At 35.4% G+C, this 25,859-nt stretch carries 26 protein-coding genes; 16 read left to right on the top strand and 10 right to left on the bottom strand.

The window, feature by feature from the left end; all coding sequences use genetic code 11:
* Window positions 1-118 precede the first annotated feature (118 nt).
* Window positions 119-457, top strand: a complete 339-nt coding sequence (locus SFA27_RS08915; protein ID WP_407297744.1) for an Mpo1-like protein — start codon at window positions 119-121, stop codon at window positions 455-457.
* 487 nt (window positions 458-944) lie between these two features.
* Here the strand turns inward: SFA27_RS08915 and SFA27_RS08910 are convergent, their stop codons facing one another.
* From SFA27_RS08910 to SFA27_RS08900, 3 genes are all read right to left on the bottom strand, one after another.
* A complete protein-coding gene (locus SFA27_RS08910; RefSeq protein ID WP_407297742.1) occupies window positions 945-1,394 on the bottom strand; it encodes a hypothetical protein in 450 nt (149 codons plus the stop codon).
* Window positions 1,395-1,418: 24 nt separating this feature from the next.
* Window positions 1,419-1,877, bottom strand: coding sequence for a lipocalin family protein (locus SFA27_RS08905; RefSeq protein WP_264517646.1), 459 nt, complete (start codon window positions 1,875-1,877; stop codon window positions 1,419-1,421).
* Between the two features lie 140 nt (window positions 1,878-2,017).
* Window positions 2,018-4,027, bottom strand: a complete 2,010-nt coding sequence (locus SFA27_RS08900) for a hypothetical protein (RefSeq protein ID WP_407297739.1) — start codon at window positions 4,025-4,027, stop codon at window positions 2,018-2,020.
* A 160-nt stretch (window positions 4,028-4,187) separates the two neighbouring features.
* Between SFA27_RS08900 and SFA27_RS08895 the strand changes: the two genes are divergently transcribed.
* Complete coding sequence (locus SFA27_RS08895) at window positions 4,188-4,802, top strand: DUF4377 domain-containing protein (protein ID WP_407297737.1); 615 nt, start codon at window positions 4,188-4,190, stop codon at window positions 4,800-4,802.
* A gap of 123 nt (window positions 4,803-4,925) precedes the next feature.
* Here the strand turns inward: SFA27_RS08895 and SFA27_RS08890 are convergent, their stop codons facing one another.
* Window positions 4,926-5,864, bottom strand: coding sequence for an SPFH domain-containing protein (locus SFA27_RS08890; protein ID WP_047377557.1), 939 nt, complete (start codon window positions 5,862-5,864; stop codon window positions 4,926-4,928).
* 195 nt (window positions 5,865-6,059) lie between these two features.
* Between SFA27_RS08890 and SFA27_RS08885 the strand changes: the two genes are divergently transcribed.
* The 6 genes from SFA27_RS08885 to SFA27_RS08860 all read left to right on the top strand — a co-directional run bounded on the left by SFA27_RS08885 (window position 6,060) and on the right by SFA27_RS08860 (window position 9,824).
* On the top strand, window positions 6,060-6,632 hold the full coding sequence (locus tag SFA27_RS08885; RefSeq protein ID WP_407297735.1) for a Crp/Fnr family transcriptional regulator: 573 nt from the start codon (window positions 6,060-6,062) through the stop codon (window positions 6,630-6,632).
* Between the two features lie 106 nt (window positions 6,633-6,738).
* Window positions 6,739-7,272, top strand: coding sequence for a YceI family protein (locus SFA27_RS08880; RefSeq protein WP_407297733.1), 534 nt, complete (start codon window positions 6,739-6,741; stop codon window positions 7,270-7,272).
* Window positions 7,273-7,310: 38 nt separating this feature from the next.
* On the top strand, window positions 7,311-7,529 hold the full coding sequence (locus tag SFA27_RS08875; RefSeq protein ID WP_047377560.1) for a 4-oxalocrotonate tautomerase family protein: 219 nt from the start codon (window positions 7,311-7,313) through the stop codon (window positions 7,527-7,529).
* Between the two features lie 7 nt (window positions 7,530-7,536).
* Window positions 7,537-8,271: an SDR family NAD(P)-dependent oxidoreductase gene (locus tag SFA27_RS08870; protein ID WP_264517642.1), complete on the top strand. Its 735-nt coding sequence runs from the start codon at window positions 7,537-7,539 to the stop codon at window positions 8,269-8,271.
* Window positions 8,268-8,720: a nuclear transport factor 2 family protein gene (locus SFA27_RS08865; RefSeq protein WP_407297730.1), complete on the top strand. Its 453-nt coding sequence runs from the start codon at window positions 8,268-8,270 to the stop codon at window positions 8,718-8,720. The genes SFA27_RS08870 and SFA27_RS08865 overlap by 4 nt, the downstream gene beginning before the upstream one ends.
* A 30-nt stretch (window positions 8,721-8,750) precedes the next feature.
* Window positions 8,751-9,824, top strand: coding sequence for an NAD(P)H-dependent flavin oxidoreductase (locus SFA27_RS08860; protein WP_407297728.1), 1,074 nt, complete (start codon window positions 8,751-8,753; stop codon window positions 9,822-9,824).
* 7 nt (window positions 9,825-9,831) lie between these two features.
* Here SFA27_RS08860 and SFA27_RS08855 read toward each other — a convergent pair whose 3' ends face one another.
* Complete coding sequence (locus tag SFA27_RS08855) at window positions 9,832-11,187, bottom strand: deoxyguanosinetriphosphate triphosphohydrolase (RefSeq protein ID WP_047377679.1); 1,356 nt, start codon at window positions 11,185-11,187, stop codon at window positions 9,832-9,834.
* 204 nt (window positions 11,188-11,391) lie between these two features.
* Between SFA27_RS08855 and SFA27_RS08850 the strand changes: the two genes are divergently transcribed.
* Window positions 11,392-12,021 (top strand): bifunctional 2-polyprenyl-6-hydroxyphenol methylase/3-demethylubiquinol 3-O-methyltransferase UbiG, encoded by a 630-nt coding sequence (locus tag SFA27_RS08850; protein ID WP_047377564.1) that lies wholly within the window; start codon window positions 11,392-11,394, stop codon window positions 12,019-12,021.
* A 171-nt stretch (window positions 12,022-12,192) separates the two neighbouring features.
* Here SFA27_RS08850 and SFA27_RS08845 read toward each other — a convergent pair whose 3' ends face one another.
* Window positions 12,193-12,915 carry a LytTR family DNA-binding domain-containing protein gene (locus SFA27_RS08845; RefSeq protein ID WP_255815755.1) on the bottom strand — a complete coding sequence of 241 codons (723 nt, stop codon included), beginning with the start codon at window positions 12,913-12,915 and terminating at the stop codon, window positions 12,193-12,195.
* Window positions 12,915-13,991 carry a sensor histidine kinase gene (locus SFA27_RS08840; protein WP_264517639.1) on the bottom strand — a complete coding sequence of 359 codons (1,077 nt, stop codon included), beginning with the start codon at window positions 13,989-13,991 and terminating at the stop codon, window positions 12,915-12,917. Before SFA27_RS08840 ends, SFA27_RS08845 begins: the two co-directional genes overlap by 1 nt.
* A 192-nt stretch (window positions 13,992-14,183) precedes the next feature.
* On the opposite strand from SFA27_RS08840, the gene SFA27_RS08835 reads away from it, so the two are divergent.
* The 3 genes from SFA27_RS08835 to SFA27_RS08825 all read left to right on the top strand — a co-directional run bounded on the left by SFA27_RS08835 (window position 14,184) and on the right by SFA27_RS08825 (window position 16,522).
* Window positions 14,184-14,612 (top strand): hypothetical protein, encoded by a 429-nt coding sequence (locus SFA27_RS08835; RefSeq protein ID WP_264517638.1) that lies wholly within the window; start codon window positions 14,184-14,186, stop codon window positions 14,610-14,612.
* A 7-nt stretch (window positions 14,613-14,619) separates the two neighbouring features.
* Window positions 14,620-15,591: a DUF6268 family outer membrane beta-barrel protein gene (locus tag SFA27_RS08830; protein ID WP_047377567.1), complete on the top strand. Its 972-nt coding sequence runs from the start codon at window positions 14,620-14,622 to the stop codon at window positions 15,589-15,591.
* Window positions 15,592-15,865: 274 nt separating this feature from the next.
* Complete coding sequence (locus tag SFA27_RS08825; protein WP_407297724.1) at window positions 15,866-16,522, top strand: glycosyltransferase family 32 protein; 657 nt, start codon at window positions 15,866-15,868, stop codon at window positions 16,520-16,522.
* On the opposite strand, the gene SFA27_RS08820 is transcribed toward SFA27_RS08825, so the two are convergent.
* On the bottom strand, window positions 16,519-16,854 hold the full coding sequence (locus SFA27_RS08820; RefSeq protein WP_264517635.1) for a multidrug efflux SMR transporter: 336 nt from the start codon (window positions 16,852-16,854) through the stop codon (window positions 16,519-16,521). The two genes, SFA27_RS08825 and SFA27_RS08820, sit on opposite strands and share 4 nt — an antisense overlap.
* A gap of 1,237 nt (window positions 16,855-18,091) precedes the next feature.
* On the opposite strand from SFA27_RS08820, the gene SFA27_RS08815 reads away from it, so the two are divergent.
* From SFA27_RS08815 to SFA27_RS08800, 4 genes are all read left to right on the top strand, one after another.
* Window positions 18,092-18,811 (top strand): AAA family ATPase, encoded by a 720-nt coding sequence (locus tag SFA27_RS08815; RefSeq protein ID WP_047377572.1) that lies wholly within the window; start codon window positions 18,092-18,094, stop codon window positions 18,809-18,811.
* Window positions 18,808-19,566 carry a YggS family pyridoxal phosphate-dependent enzyme gene (locus tag SFA27_RS08810; protein WP_407297721.1) on the top strand — a complete coding sequence of 253 codons (759 nt, stop codon included), beginning with the start codon at window positions 18,808-18,810 and terminating at the stop codon, window positions 19,564-19,566. The genes SFA27_RS08815 and SFA27_RS08810 overlap by 4 nt, the downstream gene beginning before the upstream one ends.
* Window positions 19,567-19,572: 6 nt before the next feature.
* Window positions 19,573-19,995 (top strand): hypothetical protein, encoded by a 423-nt coding sequence (locus SFA27_RS08805; RefSeq protein ID WP_047377574.1) that lies wholly within the window; start codon window positions 19,573-19,575, stop codon window positions 19,993-19,995.
* Window positions 19,996-20,454: 459 nt separating this feature from the next.
* Complete coding sequence (locus SFA27_RS08800; RefSeq protein WP_407297719.1) at window positions 20,455-21,327, top strand: hypothetical protein; 873 nt, start codon at window positions 20,455-20,457, stop codon at window positions 21,325-21,327.
* A gap of 98 nt (window positions 21,328-21,425) precedes the next feature.
* Here the strand turns inward: SFA27_RS08800 and gcvP are convergent, their stop codons facing one another.
* Together gcvP and SFA27_RS08790 are read right to left on the bottom strand one after the other, a co-directional pair.
* A complete protein-coding gene (gene gcvP, locus SFA27_RS08795) occupies window positions 21,426-24,284 on the bottom strand; it encodes an aminomethyl-transferring glycine dehydrogenase (protein WP_407297717.1) in 2,859 nt (952 codons plus the stop codon).
* A 638-nt stretch (window positions 24,285-24,922) separates the two neighbouring features.
* The gene (locus SFA27_RS08790) at window positions 24,923-25,570 is read right to left on the bottom strand and encodes a J domain-containing protein (protein WP_255815766.1); all 648 of its coding nucleotides are present in this window, start codon (window positions 25,568-25,570) and stop codon (window positions 24,923-24,925) included.
* Window positions 25,571-25,859: the final 289 nt, after the last annotated feature.

Here is a 25,859-nt window from a genome sequence, read left to right as displayed (position 1 = left end):
CAAAAAGGTCGAATGTTTGAACAGACTGATTTCCCATTTTGCCTTTTTTGTTTTTACGTTCTAAAAAATCGGCCGAATTATTGCTTTAACTTCAATATAATCAATAAACTAACCTACCATGGCTGAAAGAATTAAAACATACAGAGAATTTTATCAGTTTTATCTTACAGAACACAGTAAAACAGGAACCCGTATTTTTCATTTTATTGGGACATTGCTCGTATTTTTCGTTATAGGATATGTTATCAGTTCCGGAAAGGAAAGATTTCTATGGTACATCCCCATTGTAGGATACGGATTTGCCTGGTTTAGCCATGCTGTGATTGAAAAAAATAATCCGGCCACTTTTAAATATCCGTTATGGTCTCTGATTTCGGATTTCAGACTGTTTTTTGAACTGCTGATTGGTAAACAGAAATTCTTCACCTCCAATAATCAGCCTCAGAAGCAGGAATAGCCTCAGAACTTTTCTCTATTTTTTTGCTCAAAAAGCATTTCTTGTAATCATACTTATACTTTTGCGTTCTCTAAATGAATTTGTCATTTTTTTGTTGGATAATCGCAAAGGTGCAAAGAGTTTGATACTTTGTGTATATTTTAAGGTGCAAAAACATTTCGACTTTGCTCAATATGAGATTTTCAGCAAGTGATATAGTATTATTTTTCTCGCAGATTGTGGAGATTTCGCAGATTTTCTTTAATAATATCGGCCCAGTTTTCAAGAGCTGTAGAGGATATTAAAGTTTAGATTCCTTGCTTTGCTCGGAATGACAAAAATGCTGGTGAAATGTCCATGTCATTTTTAGAGAAGTACAATTTTATCGAAGATAAAATCTTTGCGCCTTAAAAAACGTAAAGGTTGTAAAATCTTTAGCGCCTTTGCGTTTTCCAACCCTCACTTCTCTATTGAGATTGCTTCACCTTCGGTTCGTAATGACTATAATTTAGCGGATATTTGGATAAAGCTTCTTCCCAATCAGATAACCCAATGAAGGCAGAATAAAAGCCAATACCACCGGGAATAGCAATGAAAACCCAGAACCTTCAAGAATAACCGTTAGAGGAAAAAGATAACCATTATAAACAATGAGTGCCAATGTAAAAAGAAAACTGTCGCTATTGTTTGTAGAAAGGATATTGAAATCACTCCCAAACTGATCAAACAAACCGGAACAAACAAATAAAAATACATTCACAAAAAATATCCACAGAACCGTTCTGTAGATCATTCCTTTTTTTGCATTCAAATATCCAGCAAATATCAGAAGAAGAGATAGAGTTACTGAAACAAAAAAGTCTACACCAGAGAGATCTGTTTCGCTACCGGTTCTCCCAAAGAAATATATGGCATACAGAACAATATTAAGGAGATAGATTATTGTTACATAATTCATACTTCAGAAGTTTAATATTAGCCCTTAGTATTTTTTTTCAAGGATATCGTAGTGGATAGTATTGACCATCTTTTCAGCAAGAGGATCTCCATTTACTTTAACCGGATTAGGAATATAACTTGAAAAAGTCATCGTATTATCTTTATTCAGGGTCACTTCCACTTCTTCGAGAATATTCTGGTCATCCACATAAAACTGGATTCTGTTTTCTACGATTCTCCAGAAAGAAAGTCTTGGCTCAGATGGACTGCAGTCGCCTGTTTTCCCTTCTACATAATTATAAATGGCATATCCATCTTCCCTGATAGCATAATTTCTCATCAGACGGCAGTTATCAAATTCTTTTACCACTTTCTTTTTATTTTCATAAAACCCGGCTTCTTTCAGTTTCCAGAACCCTGTAACGTTTTCTTTATTTAATTTCTGAGCATTAATACAAGAAAAAACTGCCATAATAAAAGCAAGAGAAAATACCTTCTGCATAAATAAATTTGTGTGTTTTTTTATATGATTTTGAACGAATATACAATATTTAATAAAGAGTTTCGGCGGGCGGCTTCGCCGCCCGCCGAAACTTCAAATCTTAAGCTTTAAACTTTGAACCTTGAATTTAAACTCCGCTATTATTTGAATTTTTTCTTAAAACTGAACTTAAGCCTGTTCATCAGACCTGGTTCAATAATATCAATTCCCAGCCCGAAATTGCTGTCAGCAATGGTATGATGATCTGTTCTGAACTGTTCAAATTCACTTTGCGGAATTTCAATATTGATGAGAGGATTGTATTCAATAAATACACTTGCCCCATTCTTACTTATTTTTTTACGGCTTTTATAGTCAAAATACGGATTGGTAATGGTACTTTCCTGAACGGTATATTTTTCTTCAGTATCAATTTTATGATCTGTATGCAGGTTGATCTCATATTTCTCACTGTCGAAGTTATGCCAGAACGGTAAATCTTTATGCATAAAATCCCGTGCACCTGCCTTTATTACATTTCGGTCAAAGTACATCAGAAAACGGTTTTTCTGTGGATCTACAAAATAAGGATTCTCTACAACAGCAGAATATTGAATCCTGACTTCATTCAGCTTTTTATCATCGCTTACCACATCAATAGCAGCATCTTTGAATACATTTCGTACATCTGTACCGTTTCTGTCACCGGAATAATTAAGTGCATAGAAAAGGAAACTGTTCCAGCTGTCTATAATTTCTCTTTTGTTGGTACTTTTAAAATACCTTCTCATTGCATTGGCTCTGCTTCCTTTGTAAGTCGTGGACAGAGTAAACTTTCCGACATTCCCCTGTACATTGAAATCTACTTTTTCATCAATGCAGAAATAAGGAAATTTATAGGACTTTCTTACCTGCAGTTCCTGATCTTTTTTCACTTCCAGATAATGCATAAAGTACATGAATCCTCTGTTCTCTATCAATCCGAATTCATCACGAATCGTAGCATCAATAAAATACTCCTGACCTTTATAATTCACTTTTACCACAACATGATTGAAACTTAACAATGACGGAAGGTAATATTTGATATAATAATCTGTGTTGAAATTCACCAGTACAACGGAAGCATCCACACCAATATAATCTAGGATCACTTTTAACAAAACTGATTTCGCCTTACAATCTCCCTGCTTATTTTCATAGGTTACAGACGGTGCCTGTGGCTTATGCCCATTCATTTCATCAGCATTGAAGATATAGTAGATATGATTCTGAACATATTCTATGGCAAACTGAAGCTTTTCATCCTGATCAGTAATAGCATCCAGCTTTTCTATCAGGTTCGGCGCAAAATCCTGTAAGGAAGAGGTATTGAAAATCTCATCATAAATAGGCACAATATAGTTGGAAAGATCTTTCCAGCTGTTTTCAGTAGCAAAATCCACATAAGGGAAAATCTCTCGTCCGGAATCTACAGGATTAATATAATTCTGTTCTTCGATTACAAACCGCTCCCCTTTTTTCAAATGATTTACTTGTGGCTCAAGAACATTACCCTGCTCATCTCTGAAAAATGTCTTTTTATAGGCAATTGTCTGCTCACGCTCATTGATGAACGTAAATTTAAAACTGCCATAAGCCCAGTAATTATCCGGACTTACCCATACATATTTTGAGAATTCCTTTCTTAGGAAATCCCGGTCTGTAAATTCTTTAATTCTTGAATCTTCTAAAATCAGTACATCATACAGCCTGAGGTCTTTAATAGTAATGTTGATCTTTTTATTACTGCTTAAAACCCCTCCGCTGCTCTGGTTTTCACTGTCAAGAACTTTAATATTTGTATCCGGAATTTTATCTATCAGCACCCCGTCTCTCAAAACACTGATCCTGTGAATCTGATAAACTTCATTTTCCTCCACAATAACGTCAGACACAGAGGCTCTCTCCAGATTTCCCGGCTCATTCAGCGTATAAGCCATACAGACATATTCACTGTTTTCCGTATTGCTGGTATAATATTTTTTGTCTAAAAAGTAGCAGTAGTCACGGCCTTCATCGATTTGTCTTTTAGCAAATTCGGAGTCTTTGATTCGGTTTATTATTTCCTCATCCCCAATATTTCCTGCCCACATTTCAGGTTTTTGAATCCTGTAATTTTCAACTTGCATTTGATTATCCATATTTATTGTAAGAATTATGTTTTGTGGTTAGTGTTTAAGAACTTCAAATTAAATGATTAAAAAAATAAAAAGCAATAGCAGAAGTACTACAAATTGCGGAAAGCCAGGTTCGGCATGGTAATTGCGAGGTATGGGGAAAATCAAGTTTATGAAAAGTATAGCAACAATTCTAAAAGGGGCAGCTCCCGCATTAGCATTATTCGCAATGACACAGTGTACAACCACAGCCAATGCATCCGCAGGTGATGAAGCAACCTTTATCGTAGGGCCGCAAACAGCAGACTGTACAGGTGTAGCTCCTATGAAATGTCTGCAGGTAAAAGAAAGCACTTCCGGAAACTGGACTAATTTCTACAGCAATATCGAAGGATTTACCTATGAACCAGGGTATGAATATGTTTTAAAAGTAAAAACAGAAAAAATTCCCAATCCGCCAGCTGATGGATCTTCCATAAAATATACTTTGGTAAAGCAGGTTTCTAAAACGAAAAAAACAGAAATGGCAGCCAATGAAAAAACACTTATCGTAGGACCACAAACGGTAGACTGTTCTGCTGGAGCTGGCCGTATGAAATGCATGCAGGTAAAAGAAAATGCTTCTGAAAGCTGGACCAATTTCTACAGCAACATCGAAGGTTTCAACTATGAACCGGGTTACGAATATGTTTTAAAAGTAAAAACTGAAAAAATCGCGAATCCGCCGGCAGATGCTTCTTCAATTAAATATACACTGATAGAACAGGTTTCTAAAACGAAAAAATAATAAAAAAGCTCCTGAAAATTTCAGGAGCTTTTTTATTTAAGTTGGAAGAACGAAGTGAGAAGTTATTTTGGACATTCGGAGAAAGTCAGCCAATCATTCATTCTTAAATATTCCTTTTTTATCTTAAAATCCAGTTTCTTTTTGAGGAGGCTCAGGATATTTTCCTTTTGTAGCCTCTCCTACTGTGTTTGCAGTTGTCATAGCTACTACAAGATCATTCAGCATTCCACTGGCCGCTGTAGGCGAATTGGGAAGAAGTACAAGATTACTTCTGTTGCTTGCTCCCACAGAATGCAGGGTATCATAATGCTGCGTTACTACAATAAGCGCTGATGCTTCATGTGAATTGATATCCACATTATTCAGCATTCTTACGGATTCTTCAAGTCCTTTTGCAATTTCTCTTCTTTGGTCGGCAATCCCCTGCCCCTGAAGCTTCTTAGATTCTGCTTCTGCTTTTGCAACAGCTACAATTCTGATTCTTTGTGCTTCGGATTCATATTCTGCAGCTGTTTTTTCTCTTTCTGCAGCATTAATCCTGTTCATGGCATGTTTTACCTGTTCATCCGGATCGATATCCGTTACCAAAGCTTTGATAATATCATATCCATAACTGTTCATAGCTTCCTGAAGCTCACTCTTTACTGCCACAGCAATATCATCTTTTCTTACAAAAACATCATCCAGCTTCAATTTAGGAACCTCAGCACGTACCACGTCGAATACAAAAGACGTAATTTGATTTTCAGGATTTTCCAGGCGATAGTATGCATCTCCTACCTGATTTCTGATCACCTGATACTGAACGGAAATTTTCATTTTGATGAAAACATTGTCCAAAGTTTTGGTATCAATCATCACATCTAGCTGTTGAATTCTCAGATTCAGTCTTTTAGCAATCTGATCTATAATTGGCAATTTAAGATGGAGCCCTGAATGTTTTACTCCCTGAAATTTTCCAAAGCGTTCGATAATAGCTGCTGTTTCCTGCTTAACTACAAAGAATGAAGCGAACAAAATAATAAGCCCAAAGAAAATAACGGGCGCTAAATATATTCCCATAGTTTTTAATTTTTTTAATATGTCGTTATAAACCCTGTTTTGTTAAAAACATTTCTACCTGTGTTGCTTAAATATAAGAAAAATAAATAGATGCCTTACAATATAATCCTCTGGGAATCAAATGCAGAAATTATTGATTATTTTTAAATTAAAATTATCCTGAAAAAACTTACTTTTGAATATTCATTGCATATCATGGTCAATTCCAAAGAAATATTAAAGGATCACATCTCTAAATTCACTTCTCTTCCTGAAGAACAACTTGACTATGTTTTTGAACATTTTAGTCTGATTACTTTAAAAAAAGGGCAAAGCCTTATTTCTGAAGGCGATTTCGTAAATCATGAATATTTCGTTCTGGAAGGCTGCCTGAAGGCATTTTATCTTAATGACAGCATGAAAATGTTTATTCTTCAGTTTGCTATGCCTACCTGGTGGGTGACAGATTTTGATGCACTTTACAGTAAAACCAGGGCAACCATCAATGTAGACTGCATCACAAATGCCAAAATCCTTTCTATTTCCAACGAAGACAGGGAAAAAATCTGCAGTGAAATTCATGAGGTTGAACATTTTTTCAGATGGAGAACCAACAAAGGATATGTCGCGGCACAGAAACGCCTGCTTTCTTTCATGAATAATGATGCTAAATTCCGATATGAGGAACTTTTAGCCATGTATCCTCAACTGTACAATTTGGTTCCTAAACACCTTATTGCTTCTTATCTTGGAGTGACCAGAGAAACTCTGAGCAGACTCCATCAATAATCAGCCTATTTAAAACTATTGACTTCCTTCTCTATTTTGTGAGGTACATCACGTAATTTTCTCTTTCAACCGGCTGAACTTTGTGTCAATATTTAAACTAATAAAAATGGACACAAAAAATTTTAAAGTCAATAAAGAAAACAGTACCATTGACTGGATCGGAAGAAAAGTAACCGGCGCTCACAATGGAACAATCGATGTAAAAGAAGGAAACTTTACGTTCAAAGACGAAAAATCCATCTCTGGAAAATTTATCATTGATACCCGTTCCATCAAAATCCTTGACATCGAGGATGCTGAAACCAATGCTCAGTTTGCGAATCATCTGGCTTCTGATGATTTCTTTAATTCTGAACAGTTTCCCGAAGCTTATTTCGAGATCACTCATACAGAACCGGGTGATGAAAATCTTTATTATGTGAAAGGAGATCTTACGATAAAAGGCATCACACATCCTATTGATACGAGTCTACAAATCGTAAAAACGGATAATACAGCTGTTTTAAATACTAAAATTGTAATTGACAGGACAAAGTTCAACATCAAATTCAGATCTTCCAATTTCTTCACCAATCTTGGTGACACCTTGATTTATAACAATTTCGACTTAAACATTCATCTTGTTGCAGAGGCTTACTAATGTAATTCAACTATCAATAATTTTTAAAATTTACCATCATGCCATTCATCAAAGTAGATGTGCTTCGCGAAGATCTTAACCGCGAAACAAAACAACAATTAATCAGAAAAATAAGCGAGGCTGTAACTTCAGTTTTGAATAAGGATCCTCATTTGACCCATATTGTCATCAACGAAATTGAAGATGATAACTGGGGATATGCCGGAGAACAGGTTTCAGTGTTAAAAGAACAAGGATTTTCAACAGAAAAAAAATAAATCAGAAATGAGAAAACAAACCGTAATTATAACAGGTGCATCTTCAGGAATAGGATTGGAAACTGCCCGTTATTTCTTAGACAGAGGTGATAATGTAATCATCAATTCACAAACAGCATCCAAACTAGAAGAAGTATATCATGAATTGGGAGCCGGAGAAAATCTGGCGATGGCTGCCGGAAATGTATCAGAGAAATCAACAGGAGAAGCTTTGGTAAAAACAGCACTTGAAAGATTTGGATCAATCGATGTACTTGTCAACAATGCAGGAATTTATGAGAACAAACCTTTCCTGGAAGTTACTGAAGACTATCTGGACCGTTTTTTAACAACGAATCTGAAAGGAACATTCTTCACCACACAGGCTGTGATTCCTCAAATGATTAAGCAAAAAGACGGAGTAGTTATCAACATAGGAACGCCGTTAGTATACCATTCGATTGCGGAATCTCCTTCTACAGCGCCTATTTCGAGTAAAGGAGCTATTCATGCCCTGACTTTGCAGCTGGCTGCAGAGTTTGGAAAAGAGAATATCAGGGTCAATACGGTTGCTCCGGGTTTAATCAGAACTCCGATGCATGGTGCTGGTCTTGATAATAATGCCGGAATGCACCTCATCAATCGTATTGGAGAGCCGGAAGAAGTTGCTCAGATGATTCATGCGATTGCTAAAAACAAATTAATTTCCGGAGCTATCATCAATGTAGACGGAGGAATGGGAGCCGGACATCATTTATCATGAAACTATTATTAATCATTGCATGGCTGCTCAGCTTTCCGTTGAGTGGTCATGCACAAAAAGCAAAGAATATGAACACCAAGCCAGCAACTGAAACTGAAATAAGAAATATCATTGAAAATTATTATTTCAAAGGGATTTATGAAGGGAATACTGAACTTCTTACAAAAGCATTTTATAAAGGAGCTTTAGTCTTTGGAGATGTAGATGGAGTTCCCTATTTCAAAACTGCAGAACAATATATTGAAGGAGTTGGAAACCGTATAAGTCCGGAGAAATCCGGAAAGGGATTTAAAGCTGAAATTATATCAATTGACGTCATTAACTCGATTGCTGTGACAAAATTAAACGTAAGAATGTATGATTTTAATTATTATAATTTCATAACTTTCAATCATATAGACGGGAAATGGATGATTATAAACAAGACATTGACCAACGTACACCCTTAATTCAAATTTTTAATTTAAACCGATACAATCATGTGGAATAAAAATAGAATTACGGAATTATTAGGAATTGAATATCCCATTCTGCAAGGTCCTTTTGGCGGAGGTCTTTCCACCGTTGAACTCACAACAACAGTGAGCAATTTTGGCGGATTGGGAGGTTTCGGAGCGTATACCTTGTCACCGCAGGAAATATATGATATTCACAGAGAAATACAGTCGAAAACAGACAAACCTTATAATCTTAATCTCTGGGTAAATGATCACGATATCACTAGCGAAGAACATACAAAAGAACAATATCAAAAAGCTGTTGAAATCTTCAGACCTTATTTTGATCTTCTGCAAACGGATATTCCTGCACTTCCACCTTCTTTTGAATCGAGATTCCAGAATCAGCTGAATGTTATTTTTGATATTAGGCCTAAAGTTTTCAGCTTTATGTTTGGGCTGCTTAGTGAAAACCTCATCGAAGATCTTCATCGTCAGGGAACGGTAGTGTTAGGAAATGCAACAACGCTGGATGAGGCAATTGCTCTGGAAAAAACGGGCGTTGATGCTATTGTAGCTTCCGGGTTTGAAAGTGGCGGCCACAGACCTTCGTTTCTGGATCAGGCTGAACTTTCTACAACGGGGACTTTTGCTTTAATTCAACTGATAAAGGATCGTGTAAAAATTCCGGTTATTGCAGCCGGAGGAATTGCTAATGGCCGTGGAATTGCCAGTGCTTTCACATTGGGAGCTGATGCGGTACAAATCGGAACGGCTTTTCTGGCTACTGAAGAATCCGGAGCACTGCCCATTCATAAAGAGTTTTTATTTTCAGATGCAGCAAAATCCACCACTTTAACCAGAGCGTATACCGGAAGATTAGGACGCGGAATTACCACAACAATTGCAAGAGATGTATTGACAGCAACTGATAAAACACTGCCATTTCCGTTACAGACACATTTTATGGGTGCGTTGAGAAAGGCTGCTTTGGAACAACAAAAGAATGATCTGGTTTTTTTCTGGTCTGGTCAGATCGCCCCACTTTTGAAGCATAAAAAAGCCTCCACTTTAATGCAGTCATTAATAGAAGAGGCTTCTGAATTATTACAATAAATAGAATTTACACAGTCATTCCGATGTCTATTCCTTTAATTTTTCTATATAAATCGGTAGCGTAATTATCTGTCATCCCTGAAACGAAATCAATGACCCCAAGAACTTTCTGATAATCGGTTCCGTCATTGTAAATAAATTGCTTTGGAATTAATTTCAAAGCTTTTTCATCATAAGACTTTCTATTGTCTTCCGGTTTCAGAATGGAAGGAATAAAATGATCCAGCAATTCATACATTACATTATACCCCGCATTTTCAATTTCAACAACTGCTTTGTGATTGTAAATTTTTTCTACCGAGAAACTTTCAATATCCTGCAGTGCTTTATTTTCTTTTTTATAGATATCAAGTAAACCATTACCAAGATTTCCTTCAAGAATTGTCACAAAATTATGTTTGTACATCTCAATCGATTTATTGATTAATGCATTGATTACTTTCGCTCTTAAGTAAGAAATCTGTTCGTTCTCATTGGAGATAGAACTTAACTTTGTTTCAATTCTCTTAACATCATTTGTTTCAGATTTTACCAGTTCAAAAAATAAATTTTTACAGTCTGCTGTTGAAACAATTCCCAGTCTGTGAGCATCTTCCATATCAATGATATTGTAGCAGATGTCATCAGCCGCTTCTACCAGCCACACAAACGGATGTCTTTTGAAAATATGAGGTTCTTCACTTTCAGAAATAAGCTGGGTTCCTTTGGCAATTTCCAGGAATATATCTTTTTCATTTTGGAAAAACCCAAACTTCTTCCTGTGAATGATTCCTTTTTTCTTTGCAACCGCTTCACACGGATATTTTGCAATACTTGCCAGTGTAGAAAATGTAAGCTGAACACCTCCTGCATCTTTCCCTTGTTGCTGCTGAGCCAGCACCCTGATGGCATTGGCATTTCCTTCAAAATTTACCAGATCCGCCCACTCCTTCTCATTGAACTTTGATTTCAGGTCTTTTTCATTTCTTTCAAAATAACTTGCAATAGCATCTTCCCCGGAATGTCCGAAAGCGGGGTTTCCCACATCATGACATAAACATGCGGCTGCAATTACATTTCCTAGATTATAGAGATAAAAATTCTTTGAATCTTCAGTAAGTTCGTTTTTAAAATCTTCAGCAATAAATTCACCGATAATACTTCCTAAACTTCTTCCTACAGATGATACTTCCAGAGAATGCGTAAGCCTGTTGTGTACAAAAACACTTCCGGGAAGAGGAAAAACCTGCGTTTTATTCTGCAGTCTTCTGAAGGCAGAAGAGAAGATAATTCTGTCGAAATCCCTTTGAAAATCAGTTCGCGAAGCTATAGTCTGTGGATTATTTCCTGTACGTTGATTGGTGAAAATCTGGTTTAAATTCATCATTTTTCAAAATTACTCCAAATTTTAATTGTACGGAATAGTATTTAGATTTTTATTAAACAGATCTGTCATTCAAAAAATCTATTATAGTAAACGTTTTTTAGGGATCGGAAAGCTTGAGGAAATATTCTACATTTGATACGACTAATACAATTGAAGAATACTTATGATTCTTCTTCATGTAAATTTTAAATTCTTTTTACAATGACGGACAACACATGGCTCAACAGATGGGACGAAAGGTATAACAGCGAAGAGTTTGCCTATGGAACAGAGCCCAACAATTATCTGAGAGAACAGCTTAGTAAATTACAACCAGGCAAAATACTTTTTCCTGCAGAAGGTGAAGGCCGAAATGCCATTTTCGCGGCTACAAAGGGATGGCAGGTTTCAGCTTTTGATATAAGTGCGAACGGCAGAAATAAGGCTTTACAGCTAGCGGAGCAACAAGGAACCACGATTGATTATCAGGTTGGAGAACTTTCAACTTTAAATTATCAGACAGATCAGTTTGATGCTATTGCTCTTATCTATGCTCATTTTCCGGGTGCCATTAAATCATCCATACATCAAATGTTGAATCAATATCTGCGTAAAGGCGGTTTTATTATTTTTGAAGCTTTCAGTAAAAATCATCTTGAATATATAGCAAGGAACGAAAAAGTAGGCGGCCCGAAAGATATTGAATCTCTATTCTCCATTGAAGAAATTAAAGCTGATTTCCCTGATTATGATAGTATTGAATTAGAAGAAACAGAAATAGAGCTCAATGAGGGACTGTTTCATAACGGGACGGGTTCAGTAATCCGCTTTGTAGGACAAAAGCTGGTATAATTTTATTTTTTTTGGCTAGAGCTGTTGAAGTGGAGATTGTTTTCATTAGACGGCTTTAGCCCATGGTTATTTTCTTTTTCTACTGCAGATTATACGGATTTTCACAGATGATGATGTATATTTTTTAGCCTGATTATTATTACTCATTGCTCATTACCTATTACTTATATTCTAATCTGAGTTCAGGAGCCCTCCGGCAAATTTTGTGAAAAATTCTGATCTGTATACTTCTCCAAGAGGGATTTCAGAGTCTTCTATGTATATATTATGATTATCAAATGAGTCTATATAGTTCATATTCACCACGTAGGATTTGCTCACTCTGATGAAGGTTTCACCGGAAATTTTCTGATGAATGGTTTTTAAATTCATTGCAGTGATAAGCTTTTGCTGCTTTGTATGAATGACTACATAGTCTTTAAGTCCTTCTATAAACTTAATGTCTGAAAAACTGATTTTATAGAATCTTCGTTCTGCTTTGATGAATAAAAAGTCTGCGGTATTAGATTCTACGGTATTTTTTACTGTGTCCTTGGATAAAAGTTCAGTGTAAAGTATGGCTTTATCAATTGCTTTTTCCAGTCTTTGGGGATCAACAGGTTTCAGAAGATAATCAACAGCTTCCAGTTCATAGCTCTTCAGTGCATATTGAGAATAGGCTGTTGTAAAGATAATCAGGGATTTTTTCGGAAGCATTTCTGCGAACTCAAGACCTGTTACCATAGGCATTTCTATATCAAGAAAAATAAGATCTACATCATTATCTTTAAGAAACTCGAGTGCAGACGGAGCATTGGAAAATTCGCCAAGGATATCAATACTGGAAATTTCAGCAATCAGTGACCTCATTTCGGATCTTGCCAAGGGTTCATCATCAACGATAATACAATTCATCACACAGGAATTTTTAAATTTACAATATATTCTTTTTCACCGGATTCTATCTTCAGGTCAAAAGTATCACCATAGAGAAGTTCCAGTCTTCTGGTAATATTGACGAGCCCAAGTCCACTGTTTTTATTGTCTGAAACTACATAATTGCCACTTATTGAGTTCACACATCTGAAATAAAGCTGTCTGTTTTCAATATTAATTTCTATTTTCACATAAGATTCTTCTCCACTGATATCTACACTGTGTTTCACAGCATTTTCAACGAAAGTAGTAAACAAATTCGGAGGAATAAATGTGCTGCTGGTCATTCTTTTATCAACATCGGTTTGAATATCAAAAGAAAAATTATCACGCCTTATTTTTTCAAGGTTTAAAAAGTTGGACAGGAAATCAATTTCTGAGGTCAGTAATGTCTTTTCCTCACTGTTTTCATACAGCTGATATCTCAGAAACTCGGAAAGTTTTACAATCACTACCGAAGCTTTTGCCGGATCTGTTCTTATAAGTGCTTTTACATTATTCAGCATATTAAACAGAAAATGGGGATTAATCTGGTTTCTGAGCTCATTCAGCTCCATACTCAGAGTAAGATTGCTAAGTTCATTGATTCTTTTATTATCATTAATCCATTTCTGCAGAAGCTTTATGGTTGTCGTTGTCAGAATAATCGGAATACACATCAGAACGCCTTCATAGATTCCTCCTCTTTCATTATCTTTCGGAATATATTGTGTTCTGAAATCCTCAAACAGATATCTGAAACTGTACCCAATAAAATTAAGCCCTACAACTCCCATCAGAACAAGCAAAACAAGATAAGTCACGTATTTTGTTTTAAAGAAAAACCGTGGAACCAATACATATATATTAATGTAAACCATGGCGATCAGAATAGTATACACAAAAAACAAAACATAGTATTGATATATTCCTGAATACCAATGCCAGAATCTTGCACTGTACAGCAAAAAGAAAAAGAAGATCAGAAACAGCAGATGTCTCCGGAACCCATACTTCGCTTCCACCAAAAAATCCATCACAAAGGTTTCTTCAAATTTCCACGGACTGTATTTCATAGGACAGGTTCATTTTATCATTAACAAAAATAGACAATAACGGAAATTACAACTATTTTATTATACAAAACCTACATTTTATTATACCAACTATGATGTCCCGGGATTTGGTATAAAATACCGGCCATTTTGTATAAAAACAAATTTACGCTCTCCTTTTCTCTATTCCTTTGTACCGTAAAATGAACACATATGGAATTAACAGCTTTTCACGAACTAACTCAGGAAATATCATTGGAATGTTTTTTTATGACAGAATCTCAACAGGAAGAAAAAGTAATACAGCTCATTGATTTGCACCATTTTGTAGAATGTTTTGACCCAAAAATGAAAATTCTCAGCTACCTCCATCATCCTATTAATATTGTGGAACATAATGGAAATAAAAAGGGAATTCTGTTCTGTGATCTCAAGCATTCTACTGTTCCTGACAGCAATGCTTCTGAAAAGTTCAGAAGAAGATACGGGCTTTCAGAACTCTGGTTTGTTTTTGTAGAGGAAACATTTGTACCGGATACGGCCGGCTACACTGATGCAATTATTGAAAACAGTCTGGATATCTTCTATGACAGAATTTTTACATTTAATTTTTTCCAATCTGTAATTCAACCTTTAAAATAAACAACCCATGAAAACATTGAGAAGAGTACTTGTCCCACTGGCAATACTCCCTTTTAAAAACATTACATATGCCCAGAAAAAGGATAGTATTCCTTTAAAAGTTCGTGCTTTTTTTGCTGATAAAATTCCACAGGCACGAAACTTCAATCTTGAATACACTTTGGTTTCTCCCTCCTCTTTCTCTTCGCAGCTTCAGGGAAAGGATATGCCGGATAATAAGGTAAAAAGCTTTCAACAGGTAAAAGCGGATGCCAATATTTATTTTATCAAGAACAGGAGCTGGCTCTTGAGTACTGCCTTAAGCTACCGCTACACTTCGATCAGAAATGAAAACCCTGTTATCCCCGGAATTGAAACTGACGAAAATTTCCACTACCATTCGGAGGCCATCAATCTTACTTATTTTTCAAAACTGCTCAAAAAGACAGCCATCTACTCAGCCAGTATTTCAACGGACGGAAGTGATCAGCATTTTGAACGAATCAGAGGATTGGTAACTGCTTCATTGATTTTAAAAGCAACTCCAAAAATAAAAATGACTCTTGGACTGGCCGGTATTATTGACCCAAGTACCCAAATACCTGTACTTCCTATCTTCACTTATGAAAACAGATTCAATAACGGATGGGTATTGGATGTTCTGCTTCCGAAAAAAGTACTGGTAAGAAAAGATATTTCCTCAAACGGAAGAGTTTCATTGGGGACAGAAATGGATAACACTTCTTTTTACACCTACAGAAATAATAATACGTATGAATTCCGGCAGGTTGCTATCAATTCAGGGGTGATCTATGAGCATAATCTTGGGGGAAATTTCATAGGAACTTTTAAAACAGGGCTTAGAGCCAATATTAATTCCAGAGCTTTTAATAAGCAGGAGTCTTTTAATGATTATATATGGAAAGGAACTTATAAACCTTCATTCTATTTCAATGCCGGAATTTCTTATAATCCTTTTGAAAGACGAAGAGCAAAATAAAATCAACAAAGTCATTCTCAGCCTTGTTCAGTTTTAATTTTTACAATATCTGAACTTATTATCAATATTCCCAGACCAGAAGATTAAAAAAAAATTAAAATTTTCACTCTTCAGCATTTAACCATTTTCACAAAATACAATCAAAACTTCAGCTAAACATAAGCTGTTTCACATTCAGGGATTGTATTTCTATCCTTCATGAAAAATCTTATAGTGTATGCACATAGTTGATGAAAAATGATCTCAGGATTTTAATAAGAATATACTAAAGAATATGGCAGTACCCAAACAAATATTTCAGACTTTTATAACTAACAAACTTCCTCTGATTACGCGTTATCATATCTGGAATATGAAAAGAAAGAATCCGGAATATGCGTATTACTTTTATGATGATCAGGATATAGAAAATTTTCTCGAAGAAGAATTCCCTCCCCAATATATTGAGACTTATCGCAAGCTGAGGATTGGTGCTTCAAAAGCAGATTTTTTCAGATATGCTGTTTTATATAAGAAAGGAGGTATTTATCTGGATATCGACAGCAGTATTATCAAGCCATTCAGAAAGTTGATTAAAGATAGTGATGAAGCTGTAATCAGTGTAGAAAGACATGAAAATTTGTATGTTCAATGGGCGCTTATTTTCAATAAAAATCATCCTTTTCTAGAAAAAACACTGGAATTGATGATGGATAATATAAACAGCCACCGCTATCCACATGATATACATTCTACTACAGGACCTACCGTATTCAGTAATGGAATCAGACAGGCATTAGAAGAAAATCCGACAATTCCCTTTACATTATTTGACGGTATTGAGTTCCGCGGATATTTAAAGTTCAAATATAAACTGGGAAAGTTTTTCTTATACAAAACAAGATCTAAACATTGGAAACAGATGCAAAAGCATCAGGAGATTATTTTTTAATGCGTTCCCATTTTTGAAAATACATTAATAATAACCACCCCGATTACAATCAGAGCAATACCAATAATAGCCGGAAGATCAGGAATCTGCTTGAAGGCGATAACCCCAATCATTGTTATAAAGACAATTCCTACCCCGGACCAGATGGCATAGGTAATCCCTACAGGAATCTGACGAAGGGTAAGACTTAAAAAATAAAAGGCACAGGCATATCCTATGACTGTCACTACGGAGGGCCATAGTTTGGAGAATTCCTCAGATTTTTTCAGAAAACTCGTAGCGATGATCTCAAATACAATAGCCAAAGCAAGAAAAATATAACTGCGTCCCATAAGTTTATTCTTTATACAAAAGTAACAAAGCACTCAGGTAATTCCAAAAAAGAATAGTGGTGAAATGCTCTGTTTATCCAAAGAAAAGAGATATTTCTCTGTCTTTGCTAGTTGTGAAAATTCTAAGTTTTTTAAATCATCAATCATACGATTATACTTCTTACAGGCACTTAATTCATCTTAAGTGCTTTATTTTTAGCTACATTCATCATTTCAAAAGCTTTAAAAAGTATGCCATTATGCAAACTTATTGTTCTGATCTGACACAAAAAACAATATTTCTCTTTGTCATCAAAAGTGACGGCTGACAAAAATTCCGAATGAAAAACGAGACGAAAAATAAATTTTCTTAACATGAAAATCCTTTTCGCGTGAAAAATTTACATTCAAAAAAAGTGTTTTAAAACAATATTATGCCAAGCATTATTTATTATTTGTTTTATCAACTCCAATATAGAAGTCAGGAAACGGTTAACGTTTTCACATAATTTTACAGAGAGAACAATAAAAGTATTAATAAATTCTCAATAATGCATTAATTTAATGTAAACAAAAACTCACCAATAAATGAACACCAACCATCGTAATACACTGATATACATCATGAACTTTTACTTTGGCACGTGATTTGAAAGTAGTAATATTGCAATTGAAAGATTGATAAAAAAAAGTCAAATAATTAAAAATAATACAAAATGGTAACTTATATCGGTATCGTAACAGGTTTAGTAGTAATCACTTCATATTTCATGACAGTAAGAAGAGAAAGAAACTAATTCTAAATAAAACAAGCCTATAGAAAATCTATACTAATTATATTGTTTTATGTTTTTAGTCTGAGAGATCGGATTGCTCTTTTACCATCGGGTAAAAGGGCCCAAAAACATAAACAGAAAGATCTTAGTTTCATAACAAATTTTAATATCCAAATGAGAAAAGCCGGTCGCAAGTCCGGCTTTTCTTTTTTTATTGGGAGCGTTCTGTAAAAACATAAAAGGTTTATTTCCCGCAGATTTCACAGATTTTCACAGATGCCTGGGGATATTTTTTATTTTACAGATGTACATTTATAAATTATAATTCATAATTCATAATTCATAATTCATAATTCATAATTCATAATTTATCATTTACATTCATTTTACGCTGGACCAGATGTTTATTATTATTCAGGATTTTTTTTGACATCCAATAAAGCTTTATCTTTGTTTATTCAATAATCCTTTTAATCGTCATCATGAATCTGTACAATCTTATTATCCAGGATAAAGAACAAGTCAACCTTAATGAAGTATTTCTCGATAAAAGTAACAAAGAGCATCTTGTACAGCTTATCAAGGAACACAATTATATTAAAGAGCTGCAGGAGTACGGTCTTCCGGTTAATAATAAGGTTTTGCTTCAGGGAAGTTCGGGATGCGGAAAAACAATGACAGCAAAGGCCATTGCCAATGCCCTGGGAAAAAATATTATCATTTTAAATCTTAGTAATATTGTATCATCCCGCATCGGAGAAACTTCACAGAATATTAAAATGATTTTTGATAAAGCCGCCAGAGAAAGATCTGTTCTTTTTCTGGATGAACTGGATCAGATTGGAAAAGCACGGGGAAGTGATGATAAAGATGTAGGCGAAATGAGAAGGCTGGTGAATACCTTGATTCAATTGATTGACTATTACCCTGAAAATTCTCTTTTAATCTGCGCTACCAATCATCCTGAGATTATTGACACTGCTCTTTTAAGACGTTTCCAGCTAAAGATTAATTATGAGATGCCTTCTGCTGAGATTCTGGATACATTCTACGATCAATTGCTGAATCAATTTCCGGAAGAAATGAGAACCGTTGAAAGAAAGTACTCTGTTTCTTTTGCTGAAGCTAAAGATTATGCCTTAACAGCTGTGAAAGCGGCTTTAATAAAAAAACTGGAAGCTAAAGAAACCATTCCATCATGAAAGACGATATCCTCCACAACCTTGCTGTCATAAATAACCGGATAAAAAATGCATGTGCAAAATCCGGAAGGAATACTGATGAAGTTAAGTTGCTACTGGCTACAAAAACTGTTTCAGCAGAGCGTATCAAAATCGTGTTGGAACATGGGCAGACTTTAATCGCTGAAAATAAAGTACAGGAACTGAAGGAGAAATATGAAGAACTAAAGGATACATCTCATAAAAACCACTTTATAGGCCATCTTCAGACCAATAAAATCAAAGATATCCTGAAATATGATGTTACCTGCGTTCAGTCACTGGATCGTCTGGAACTGGCCGAAAAACTCCACCAAAGACTTTTAACTGAAAACAGGACAATGGATGTTTTAATTCAGGTGAATACTTCCAATGAAGAGAGTAAATTTGGAATTGATCCCGGTGAAGCGATTGAACTTACCCGAAAGATTTCCCATTACCCTACTTTGAAAATAAAGGGTTTGATGACCATCGGTTTATTCAGTGCTGAAAGCGAGAAAGTAAGAGCATGTTTTAAAATCCTTAAAAATCTTCAACAGGATATCATCCGTGAAAATATTCCGAATGTGGAAATGAAAGAACTGTCTATGGGAATGAGCGGAGACCTGGAAACAGCCATTGAAGAAGGAGCCACCATTGTACGGGTGGGAACTGCTGTTTTTGGGGCCAGAATCTACCCGGACAGCTATTATTGGAATGAAGGAAGGAATGAAGGAAAAACAAATAACCAAGCTTAAAACTATATGTTCCCATTTACTTATACTTTTGAAAAAGAAATCACAAAAGATAAAACTTCTGATCAGGTTATTTACGCAGTACGAGATCTGCTAAAAGAAGAAAGGGTTCAAAATATTCTTTACGGGCCGGAGTTTGTTTCCTTCGATGAAGGTCTTTTCAAAGAAAGATCCAATTGGCACTATTTATCTTTAATTGATAATGGGAAATTCACTTATAATGAAAACAACAAAATACTGACTTACCAAGTAAAGTTATGGAAACTCAATCTCTTTTCGCTTATTTTTCTCATTATTACTATGGTTAATTTTAAAGATATCTTCGGCAATCTGTTTCCTTTTTCAGCACTTTTGATCAATCATTTACTTTGCTATTTTGGAAACCGGGGATTGATAAAGAAAATCGTTTATAAGATTAACGATTTGTCCTAATTGTTTACGTTAAATCATTTATTGCCAACCATCAGTATAGCCAAAAAACCTTACAACAAAAGGGGTTTTAAGTCTACAAATCCGGTATACTTTTTGCTGTAAAACTTTCATAACCAAACAAATGCGTTTATGAATAAAAAATTACTCTCGGTCTGTCTGTTTATGACAGTATTATTCTTTTTTTCATGTGAAAAAGAAAACACACAGATGAAAAGTGGAATTTCAATTGAAACTATTTCAATTATAACCTGCGTAACTATGGGCGTAGCCATTCTGCTTGCCTATAGCTTTAAAAGGAGATAAAAGAATATGACAGAAAACAATAGAACACCTCTCAGTTTTGAGAGGTGATTTTGCTTCCGGAAAGATCCTTTCATTTTATATAGAAATAAATTTTAACCCGCTGATATTTCATTAAAATCCAATATATTTCATCATTCTTTTACAACTAACAACCTCATGAAAAAAATACTTCTCTCAGCACTTTTACCTTTGCTTATCTTTAACTGCACCCGCAGACAAGAGGCTAAAAAAGAAGAGATCATTCAAATTCAGCATACAGAAAAAGATAAAGAAGATGTAAAACCTACAGCCCCTACTCCGTTTGAATATCTTGCCGATTACCCTGCAATCAAAGATTCCTCGAAGTTTATCCAAAATCTCCGTCAGGCTTTTGATCTTCATATTCATGAAAGCCCATCTCAGCAGGAAAGTGAAAAAATAACAGTATTCAGGAAGGTAAAAATCAATGGTTCAGATAAGGATTATTATTTTATTGAATACGACTGGAAAACCGGATCTACCTCACAATACCCATGGAAATATCAGCTGCTATTAACGAAGAATGGAAAGCTTGTCAAAACATTAGCTGCTGAGCGGTATGAATTTGTTTCAATTTTCCCAAAAGAAAATCCTTTTTTGCTGGCAACCATTGTAACAGGTCATGGAAATGGCGGGCATGAACTTTATAAAGTGTCAGCAGATTCTCTGGAAAATGTATATGAGGGATATTATGACTTTAATCTAAGAACTTATGATGCTCATGAAGATAACAAAGTGTATGAACCGTATGAATTACAATTAAAGATCAAAGACTATAATAATGACAGGGTCAACGATATTGCTTTCAAAGGAAAATCCGTATTAGTCCGTGGGCGGACTCCGGATGGTGACTGGTATGACTTTACAACAATAAATGGTAAGCAGGTCAATTATTCTGCTGACCACCCTTTCAAAAAAATCCCTGTGGAATATATTTTTCTTTATGATAAAAAATCAGGGCATTTTAAGGCAAAAGAAAATTATGCGGAAAAATATAAAATATATGAATAGAAAATTGAGATTGCTTCGCTACGCTCGCAATGACTATGAACAAAAACAAAAATCCCTCTCATTACTGAAAGGGATTTTTTATAGTTAAAAAACTGAGATTACATATAAGCCTCAATTGGCTCACAAGTACATACTAAGTTTCTGTCTCCGTAAGCTTCATCTACTCTTGATACAGAAGCGAAGAATTTGTGGTCCCTTACCCACTCTAATGGATAAGCTGCCTTTTCTCTGCTATATGGTTTATCCCAAGAATCAGAGATTACCAATTGTTCTGTGTGAGGAGCATTTTTCAATACGTTGTTAGCCGCATCTGCTTCTCCGTTAGCAATTTCATCAATTTCTTTTTTGATAGAGATCAATGCTTCTGCAAAACGGTCAATTTCAGACTTGCTTTCAGATTCTGTAGGCTCAATCATCAACGTACCTGCAACCGGGAAAGAAACGGTAGGAGCATGGAAACCATAATCCATTAATCTCTTCGCCACATCAGCCACTTCAATTCCTAAAGATTTGAACTGACGGAAATCTACGATACATTCGTGAGCTACTCTTCCATTTTCGTTTGAATATAAGATAGGGAAATGCTCAGCTAAAATTTCTTTCAGATAGTTAGCATTCATGATAGCGTGTCCTGTAGCCTTTTTAAGGCCTTCAGTTCCTAACATTTTGATGTAAGAATAAGAAATATTAAGGATCAATCCTGAACCGTAAGGTGCAGCAGAAATACCTTCAATAGCTTCTTTAGATCCGATTCTGATATTCGCGTTGGAAGGAAGGAAAGGTACTAAGTGTTTAGCTACACAAATTGGACCTACTCCAGGACCTCCACCTCCGTGAGGAATTGCGAAAGTTTTGTGAAGGTTAAGGTGGCAAACGTCAGCTCCGATGTTTCCAGGACTTGTAAATCCTACCTGAGCGTTCATGTTGGCACCATCCATATATACCTGTCCTCCGTGTTCGTGGATAAGGTTGGTAATTTCTTTAATGTTTGCATCAAAGAATCCGTAAGTAGACGGATAAGTAATCATTACAGCTGATAAATTTGCTGAATGAAGTTCTGTTTTAGCTTTAAGATCTTCGAAGTCGATTTCACCGTTTTCAAGGTTTTTCACAACTACGATTTTCATTCCTGCCATAGCTGCAGAAGCCGGGTTGGTTCCGTGTGCAGACTGAGGGATCAACACTACATTTCTGTGGTGGTCTCCTCTTGAGATATGGTACTCTCTGATTACCATTAATCCTGCATATTCTCCCTGAGCTCCAGAGTTTGGCTGAAGAGAAGTTCCTGCAAAACCTGTAATTTCTGCTAAGTCTTTCTCCAGTTCACGGATCATTTCCTGGTAACCTTCAGCCTGATTAACAGGCACAAACGGATGCACTGCTCCCCAGTTTTCCCAAGAAAGTGGTAACATTTGAGTTGCTGCGTTCAGCTTCATTGTACAAGATCCTAAAGAAATCATTGAATGTGTCAATGATAAATCTTTTCTCTCAAGACGTTTGATGTAACGCATCAATTCCGTTTCTGTGTGGTATTTATTGAATACTGATTCTGTAAGAATTTCGTCTTTTCTTAAGTTTTCTTCAGGAATGCTGTATCCTTCTTTGATTTCTAATTTGAAGGTCTGCTTGTCTTTAAACTGAGCGAAAGAAGCCATCAGATAGTTTAATTTTTCTAATGTTGTACTTTCGTTGATCGCGATACTTACCACACCTTCTGTAAAATAGTTAAGGTTAAGTTTGTGATCAAGCATCAATCTTACTAATCTTCCTTTTTCATCTTCAGCCATTGTGATTTTCACTGTATCGAAGATTGGCTCTTCTACTACCTGATAACCTAATGCTTTAAGACCATTTTTCAAAGCATTTGCTTTAAAGTGAATCTGATCTGCAATATAGTTTAATCCTTTTGGACCGTGATAAACAGCATACATTCCTGCCATTACCGCCAAAAGAACCTGAGCTGTACAGATGTTTGAAGTAGCTTTCTCTCTTTTGATATGCTGTTCTCTTGTCTGCAGTGCCATTCTTAATGCACGTCTTCCGTACATATCCTGAGAAACTCCGATGATTCTTCCCGGAATATCTCTTTTATAGTCTTCTCTACAAGCAAAGAAAGCTGCGTGAGGACCTCCGTATCCTAATGGAATACCAAATCTCTGTGTAGTACCTACCGCACAGTCAGCTCCCATTTCTGCAGGAGACTTTAGTTTAACTAAAGCCATAGGATCACAAGCAACTGCTACCTGAAGGTCCAGTTTTTTGTATTCTACGATATCTTCTGTATAATCTAAAACGATTCCGTTTTTACCAGGATACTGTAATAAAACTCCATAATAAGAACCATCAAACTGGTGTGTTTTATGATCTCCTACTACAATTTCAATTTCTAATCCTTCAGCTTTTGTTTTTAATACAGAAACTGTTTGAGGAAGAACAAGGTCAGAAATGAAGAACTTATTAGCTCCTGCTTTTTTCTGATCTTTCGTTCTGTTGTTGAAGAACATATGCATTGCTTCAGCTGCAGCAGTAGATTCATCCAGCAAAGATGCATTAGCCAATGCAAAACCTGTAAGATCACATACTACCGTCTGGAAATTAAGAAGGGCTTCAAGTCTTCCCTGTGCAATTTCTGCCTGATACGGTGTATAAGCTGTATACCAGCTAGGGTTTTCAAAAATATTTCTCTGGATTGCTGAAGGCAAAAGTGTATTGTGGTATCCAAATCCGATATAACTCGTATAATCTGTATTTTTAGATGCCAATTCTTTTGAATGGTTCAACATTTCGTATTCAGAAAGCGGTTCCGAGATCTCAAGATCTTTCTCTAAACGGATAGAAGATGGAATGGTCTGAGAAATTAACTCTTCAATACTAGAAACGCCAAGTTTCTCCAACATCGCCTGTTTATCGGCTTCATTAAGGGAAATGTGACGGCTCACAAACTGTTCTGTATTCATTTTTATTTATTAGATTTTGTTTGTAAAAAGATGTGTAAAATTACAATTTTTTGAATGATTGTACAAGAGCATATCCGGGGTGATAATTCACAAAAATATTTGTGATTTTTATCACACTTTATTTTTAATAACCTTTTACCATAGTTTATATAAATTCCAACAAACACACTCCCTATTCCATACATAATATGCAACAAAACAATCAATTTACACTCAATAAAATACTGACATTTTATTTAAAATAATGTGAATTATTCATCAATTCCTATCTTATTGGCTAAACTTATTTTTAAAACATTCTACAATTATTAGTTTTATTCAAAATGTAAACGTAAGCTCAATTCAGGGAGAATTCAAGAAGTAATCCGGGATAGAATTCAGGTAAGATCATCCATCAGAAAGCAAGCAATATCTGCTATACATCAGGTTTAAAGAATTTTATGAAATTTTATTAATTATATTTATTCTAAATTAATATATTTGCAGCATGAATATGATTGTCCCTTTTAAAGTTCCGCCTTTGGCACCTTACTCATTCAATAACGAAGAGATGTTCTGTGAAAAGAAATCGTGTTGTAAAAAGTTTAAAAAAGGAAAAAGATGCAAAAAATGCCCGGGAAGAAAGAAAATGGCTTAGGCTAACCCAGCGTTTTAATCAAAAAGTATAAGGCAATTGCCAGTACGATAATTCCCCAAAACAGCATTATAATTTTAGGCTGTCCATACCTGTTCATCACTGTTCTGGGTTGTGGTTTAAACATTTCTTCTACTGTGTTTTTGAATTTCTCAGTATCATTTTCAAAAACTTCTGTAATGGTAATTCCCTGAACTACGGTTTTGTGCAAAAGAGAATTCGTTGCGTGAAGCAGAAGCTGGAATTTTCCGTCTTTAAATTCTGTAATTTTAAAGATTCTCTCTCCATACGGCTTTTCCAATCCAAAAGGCAATACCTTCACCACATCCGCATTACTCGTCTGCCAGTTGATGATTATCTCCTCCCCTTTTTTTGCGTGAATTTTATTCGCTGTAAAAGTTTTGATTGCAGGTGGAATATTATATCTGAAACTTCGTTGATGACTTTCTAAATTCTGATCGTAAGCGCGTCTTCTTACAGGATCACTCAATGTCTCATAAGCTTCCTGAATTTCACGAAAACGGTCAGCAAAAAAATCGTCATTGTCATTTTTATCAGGATGATATTTTAAAGACAGTTTCCGATACGCTTTTTTGACGTCTTCTTCTGAAGCATCCTGTGATATACCGAGAAAATAGTAGTAGTCTTTCATTGAGAAATACAAAAATAAGGATTTATTTTTCTTTGTGTTTGATGTTTATGGTAAAATTTTGATAGAAAAAAGAATCTAAAAGTCATTGCGAATCGAAGATGAAGCAATCTCAATATCGTTTATTATTTTAAGGCTGGAAAACGCAAAGACGCTAGTTCTTTTTCAAACTGTATATTTTAAGACGCAAAGATTTTATCTCCGATAAAATTGCACTTCTCTAAAAATGAAAAGGTTATTTTCAACAGTTTTCCTGTCATTCCGAGCATAGCGAGGAATCTCAACTTTAATT

Origin of the sequence: Chryseobacterium sp. HR92 (genome assembly GCF_045689405.1) — a bacterium.
Classification (GTDB): Bacteria; Bacteroidota; Bacteroidia; order Flavobacteriales; family Weeksellaceae; genus Chryseobacterium; species Chryseobacterium viscerum_A.
The sequence above is the reverse complement of the archived record's forward strand: the minus strand, read 5'-3'. Positions and strand labels throughout refer to the sequence as shown.

Excerpts from the sequence above, each read along its gene's own strand:
- SFA27_RS08840 (WP_264517639.1), bottom strand. The coding sequence starts at position 13,991 with ATGAAATACAGTCCGTGGAAATTTGAAGAAACCTTTGTGATGGATTTT.
- gcvP (WP_407297717.1), bottom strand. The coding sequence starts at position 24,284 with ATGAATACAGAACAGTTTGTGAGCCGTCACATTTCCCTTAATGAAGCC.
- SFA27_RS08815 (WP_047377572.1), top strand. The coding sequence starts at position 18,092 with ATGAATCTGTACAATCTTATTATCCAGGATAAAGAACAAGTCAACCTT.
- SFA27_RS08820 (WP_264517635.1), bottom strand. The coding sequence starts at position 16,854 with ATGGGACGCAGTTATATTTTTCTTGCTTTGGCTATTGTATTTGAGATC.
- SFA27_RS08805 (WP_047377574.1), top strand. The coding sequence starts at position 19,573 with ATGTTCCCATTTACTTATACTTTTGAAAAAGAAATCACAAAAGATAAA.
- SFA27_RS08900 (WP_407297739.1), bottom strand. The coding sequence starts at position 4,027 with ATGCAAGTTGAAAATTACAGGATTCAAAAACCTGAAATGTGGGCAGGA.
- SFA27_RS08910 (WP_407297742.1), bottom strand. The coding sequence starts at position 1,394 with ATGAATTATGTAACAATAATCTATCTCCTTAATATTGTTCTGTATGCC.
- SFA27_RS08875 (WP_047377560.1), top strand. The coding sequence starts at position 7,311 with ATGCCATTCATCAAAGTAGATGTGCTTCGCGAAGATCTTAACCGCGAA.
- SFA27_RS08835 (WP_264517638.1), top strand. The coding sequence starts at position 14,184 with ATGGAATTAACAGCTTTTCACGAACTAACTCAGGAAATATCATTGGAA.
- SFA27_RS08880 (WP_407297733.1), top strand. The coding sequence starts at position 6,739 with ATGGACACAAAAAATTTTAAAGTCAATAAAGAAAACAGTACCATTGAC.
- SFA27_RS08855 (WP_047377679.1), bottom strand. The coding sequence starts at position 11,187 with ATGAATTTAAACCAGATTTTCACCAATCAACGTACAGGAAATAATCCA.
- SFA27_RS08810 (WP_407297721.1), top strand. The coding sequence starts at position 18,808 with ATGAAAGACGATATCCTCCACAACCTTGCTGTCATAAATAACCGGATA.
- SFA27_RS08850 (WP_047377564.1), top strand. The coding sequence starts at position 11,392 with ATGACGGACAACACATGGCTCAACAGATGGGACGAAAGGTATAACAGC.
- SFA27_RS08890 (WP_047377557.1), bottom strand. The coding sequence starts at position 5,864 with ATGGGAATATATTTAGCGCCCGTTATTTTCTTTGGGCTTATTATTTTG.
- SFA27_RS08830 (WP_047377567.1), top strand. The coding sequence starts at position 14,620 with ATGAAAACATTGAGAAGAGTACTTGTCCCACTGGCAATACTCCCTTTT.
- SFA27_RS08860 (WP_407297728.1), top strand. The coding sequence starts at position 8,751 with ATGTGGAATAAAAATAGAATTACGGAATTATTAGGAATTGAATATCCC.
- SFA27_RS08915 (WP_407297744.1), top strand. The coding sequence starts at position 119 with ATGGCTGAAAGAATTAAAACATACAGAGAATTTTATCAGTTTTATCTT.
- SFA27_RS08825 (WP_407297724.1), top strand. The coding sequence starts at position 15,866 with ATGGCAGTACCCAAACAAATATTTCAGACTTTTATAACTAACAAACTT.
- SFA27_RS08800 (WP_407297719.1), top strand. The coding sequence starts at position 20,455 with ATGAAAAAAATACTTCTCTCAGCACTTTTACCTTTGCTTATCTTTAAC.
- SFA27_RS08905 (WP_264517646.1), bottom strand. The coding sequence starts at position 1,877 with ATGCAGAAGGTATTTTCTCTTGCTTTTATTATGGCAGTTTTTTCTTGT.
- SFA27_RS08865 (WP_407297730.1), top strand. The coding sequence starts at position 8,268 with ATGAAACTATTATTAATCATTGCATGGCTGCTCAGCTTTCCGTTGAGT.
- SFA27_RS08870 (WP_264517642.1), top strand. The coding sequence starts at position 7,537 with ATGAGAAAACAAACCGTAATTATAACAGGTGCATCTTCAGGAATAGGA.
- SFA27_RS08790 (WP_255815766.1), bottom strand. The coding sequence starts at position 25,570 with ATGAAAGACTACTACTATTTTCTCGGTATATCACAGGATGCTTCAGAA.
- SFA27_RS08845 (WP_255815755.1), bottom strand. The coding sequence starts at position 12,915 with ATGAATTGTATTATCGTTGATGATGAACCCTTGGCAAGATCCGAAATG.
- SFA27_RS08895 (WP_407297737.1), top strand. The coding sequence starts at position 4,188 with ATGAAAAGTATAGCAACAATTCTAAAAGGGGCAGCTCCCGCATTAGCA.
- SFA27_RS08885 (WP_407297735.1), top strand. The coding sequence starts at position 6,060 with ATGGTCAATTCCAAAGAAATATTAAAGGATCACATCTCTAAATTCACT.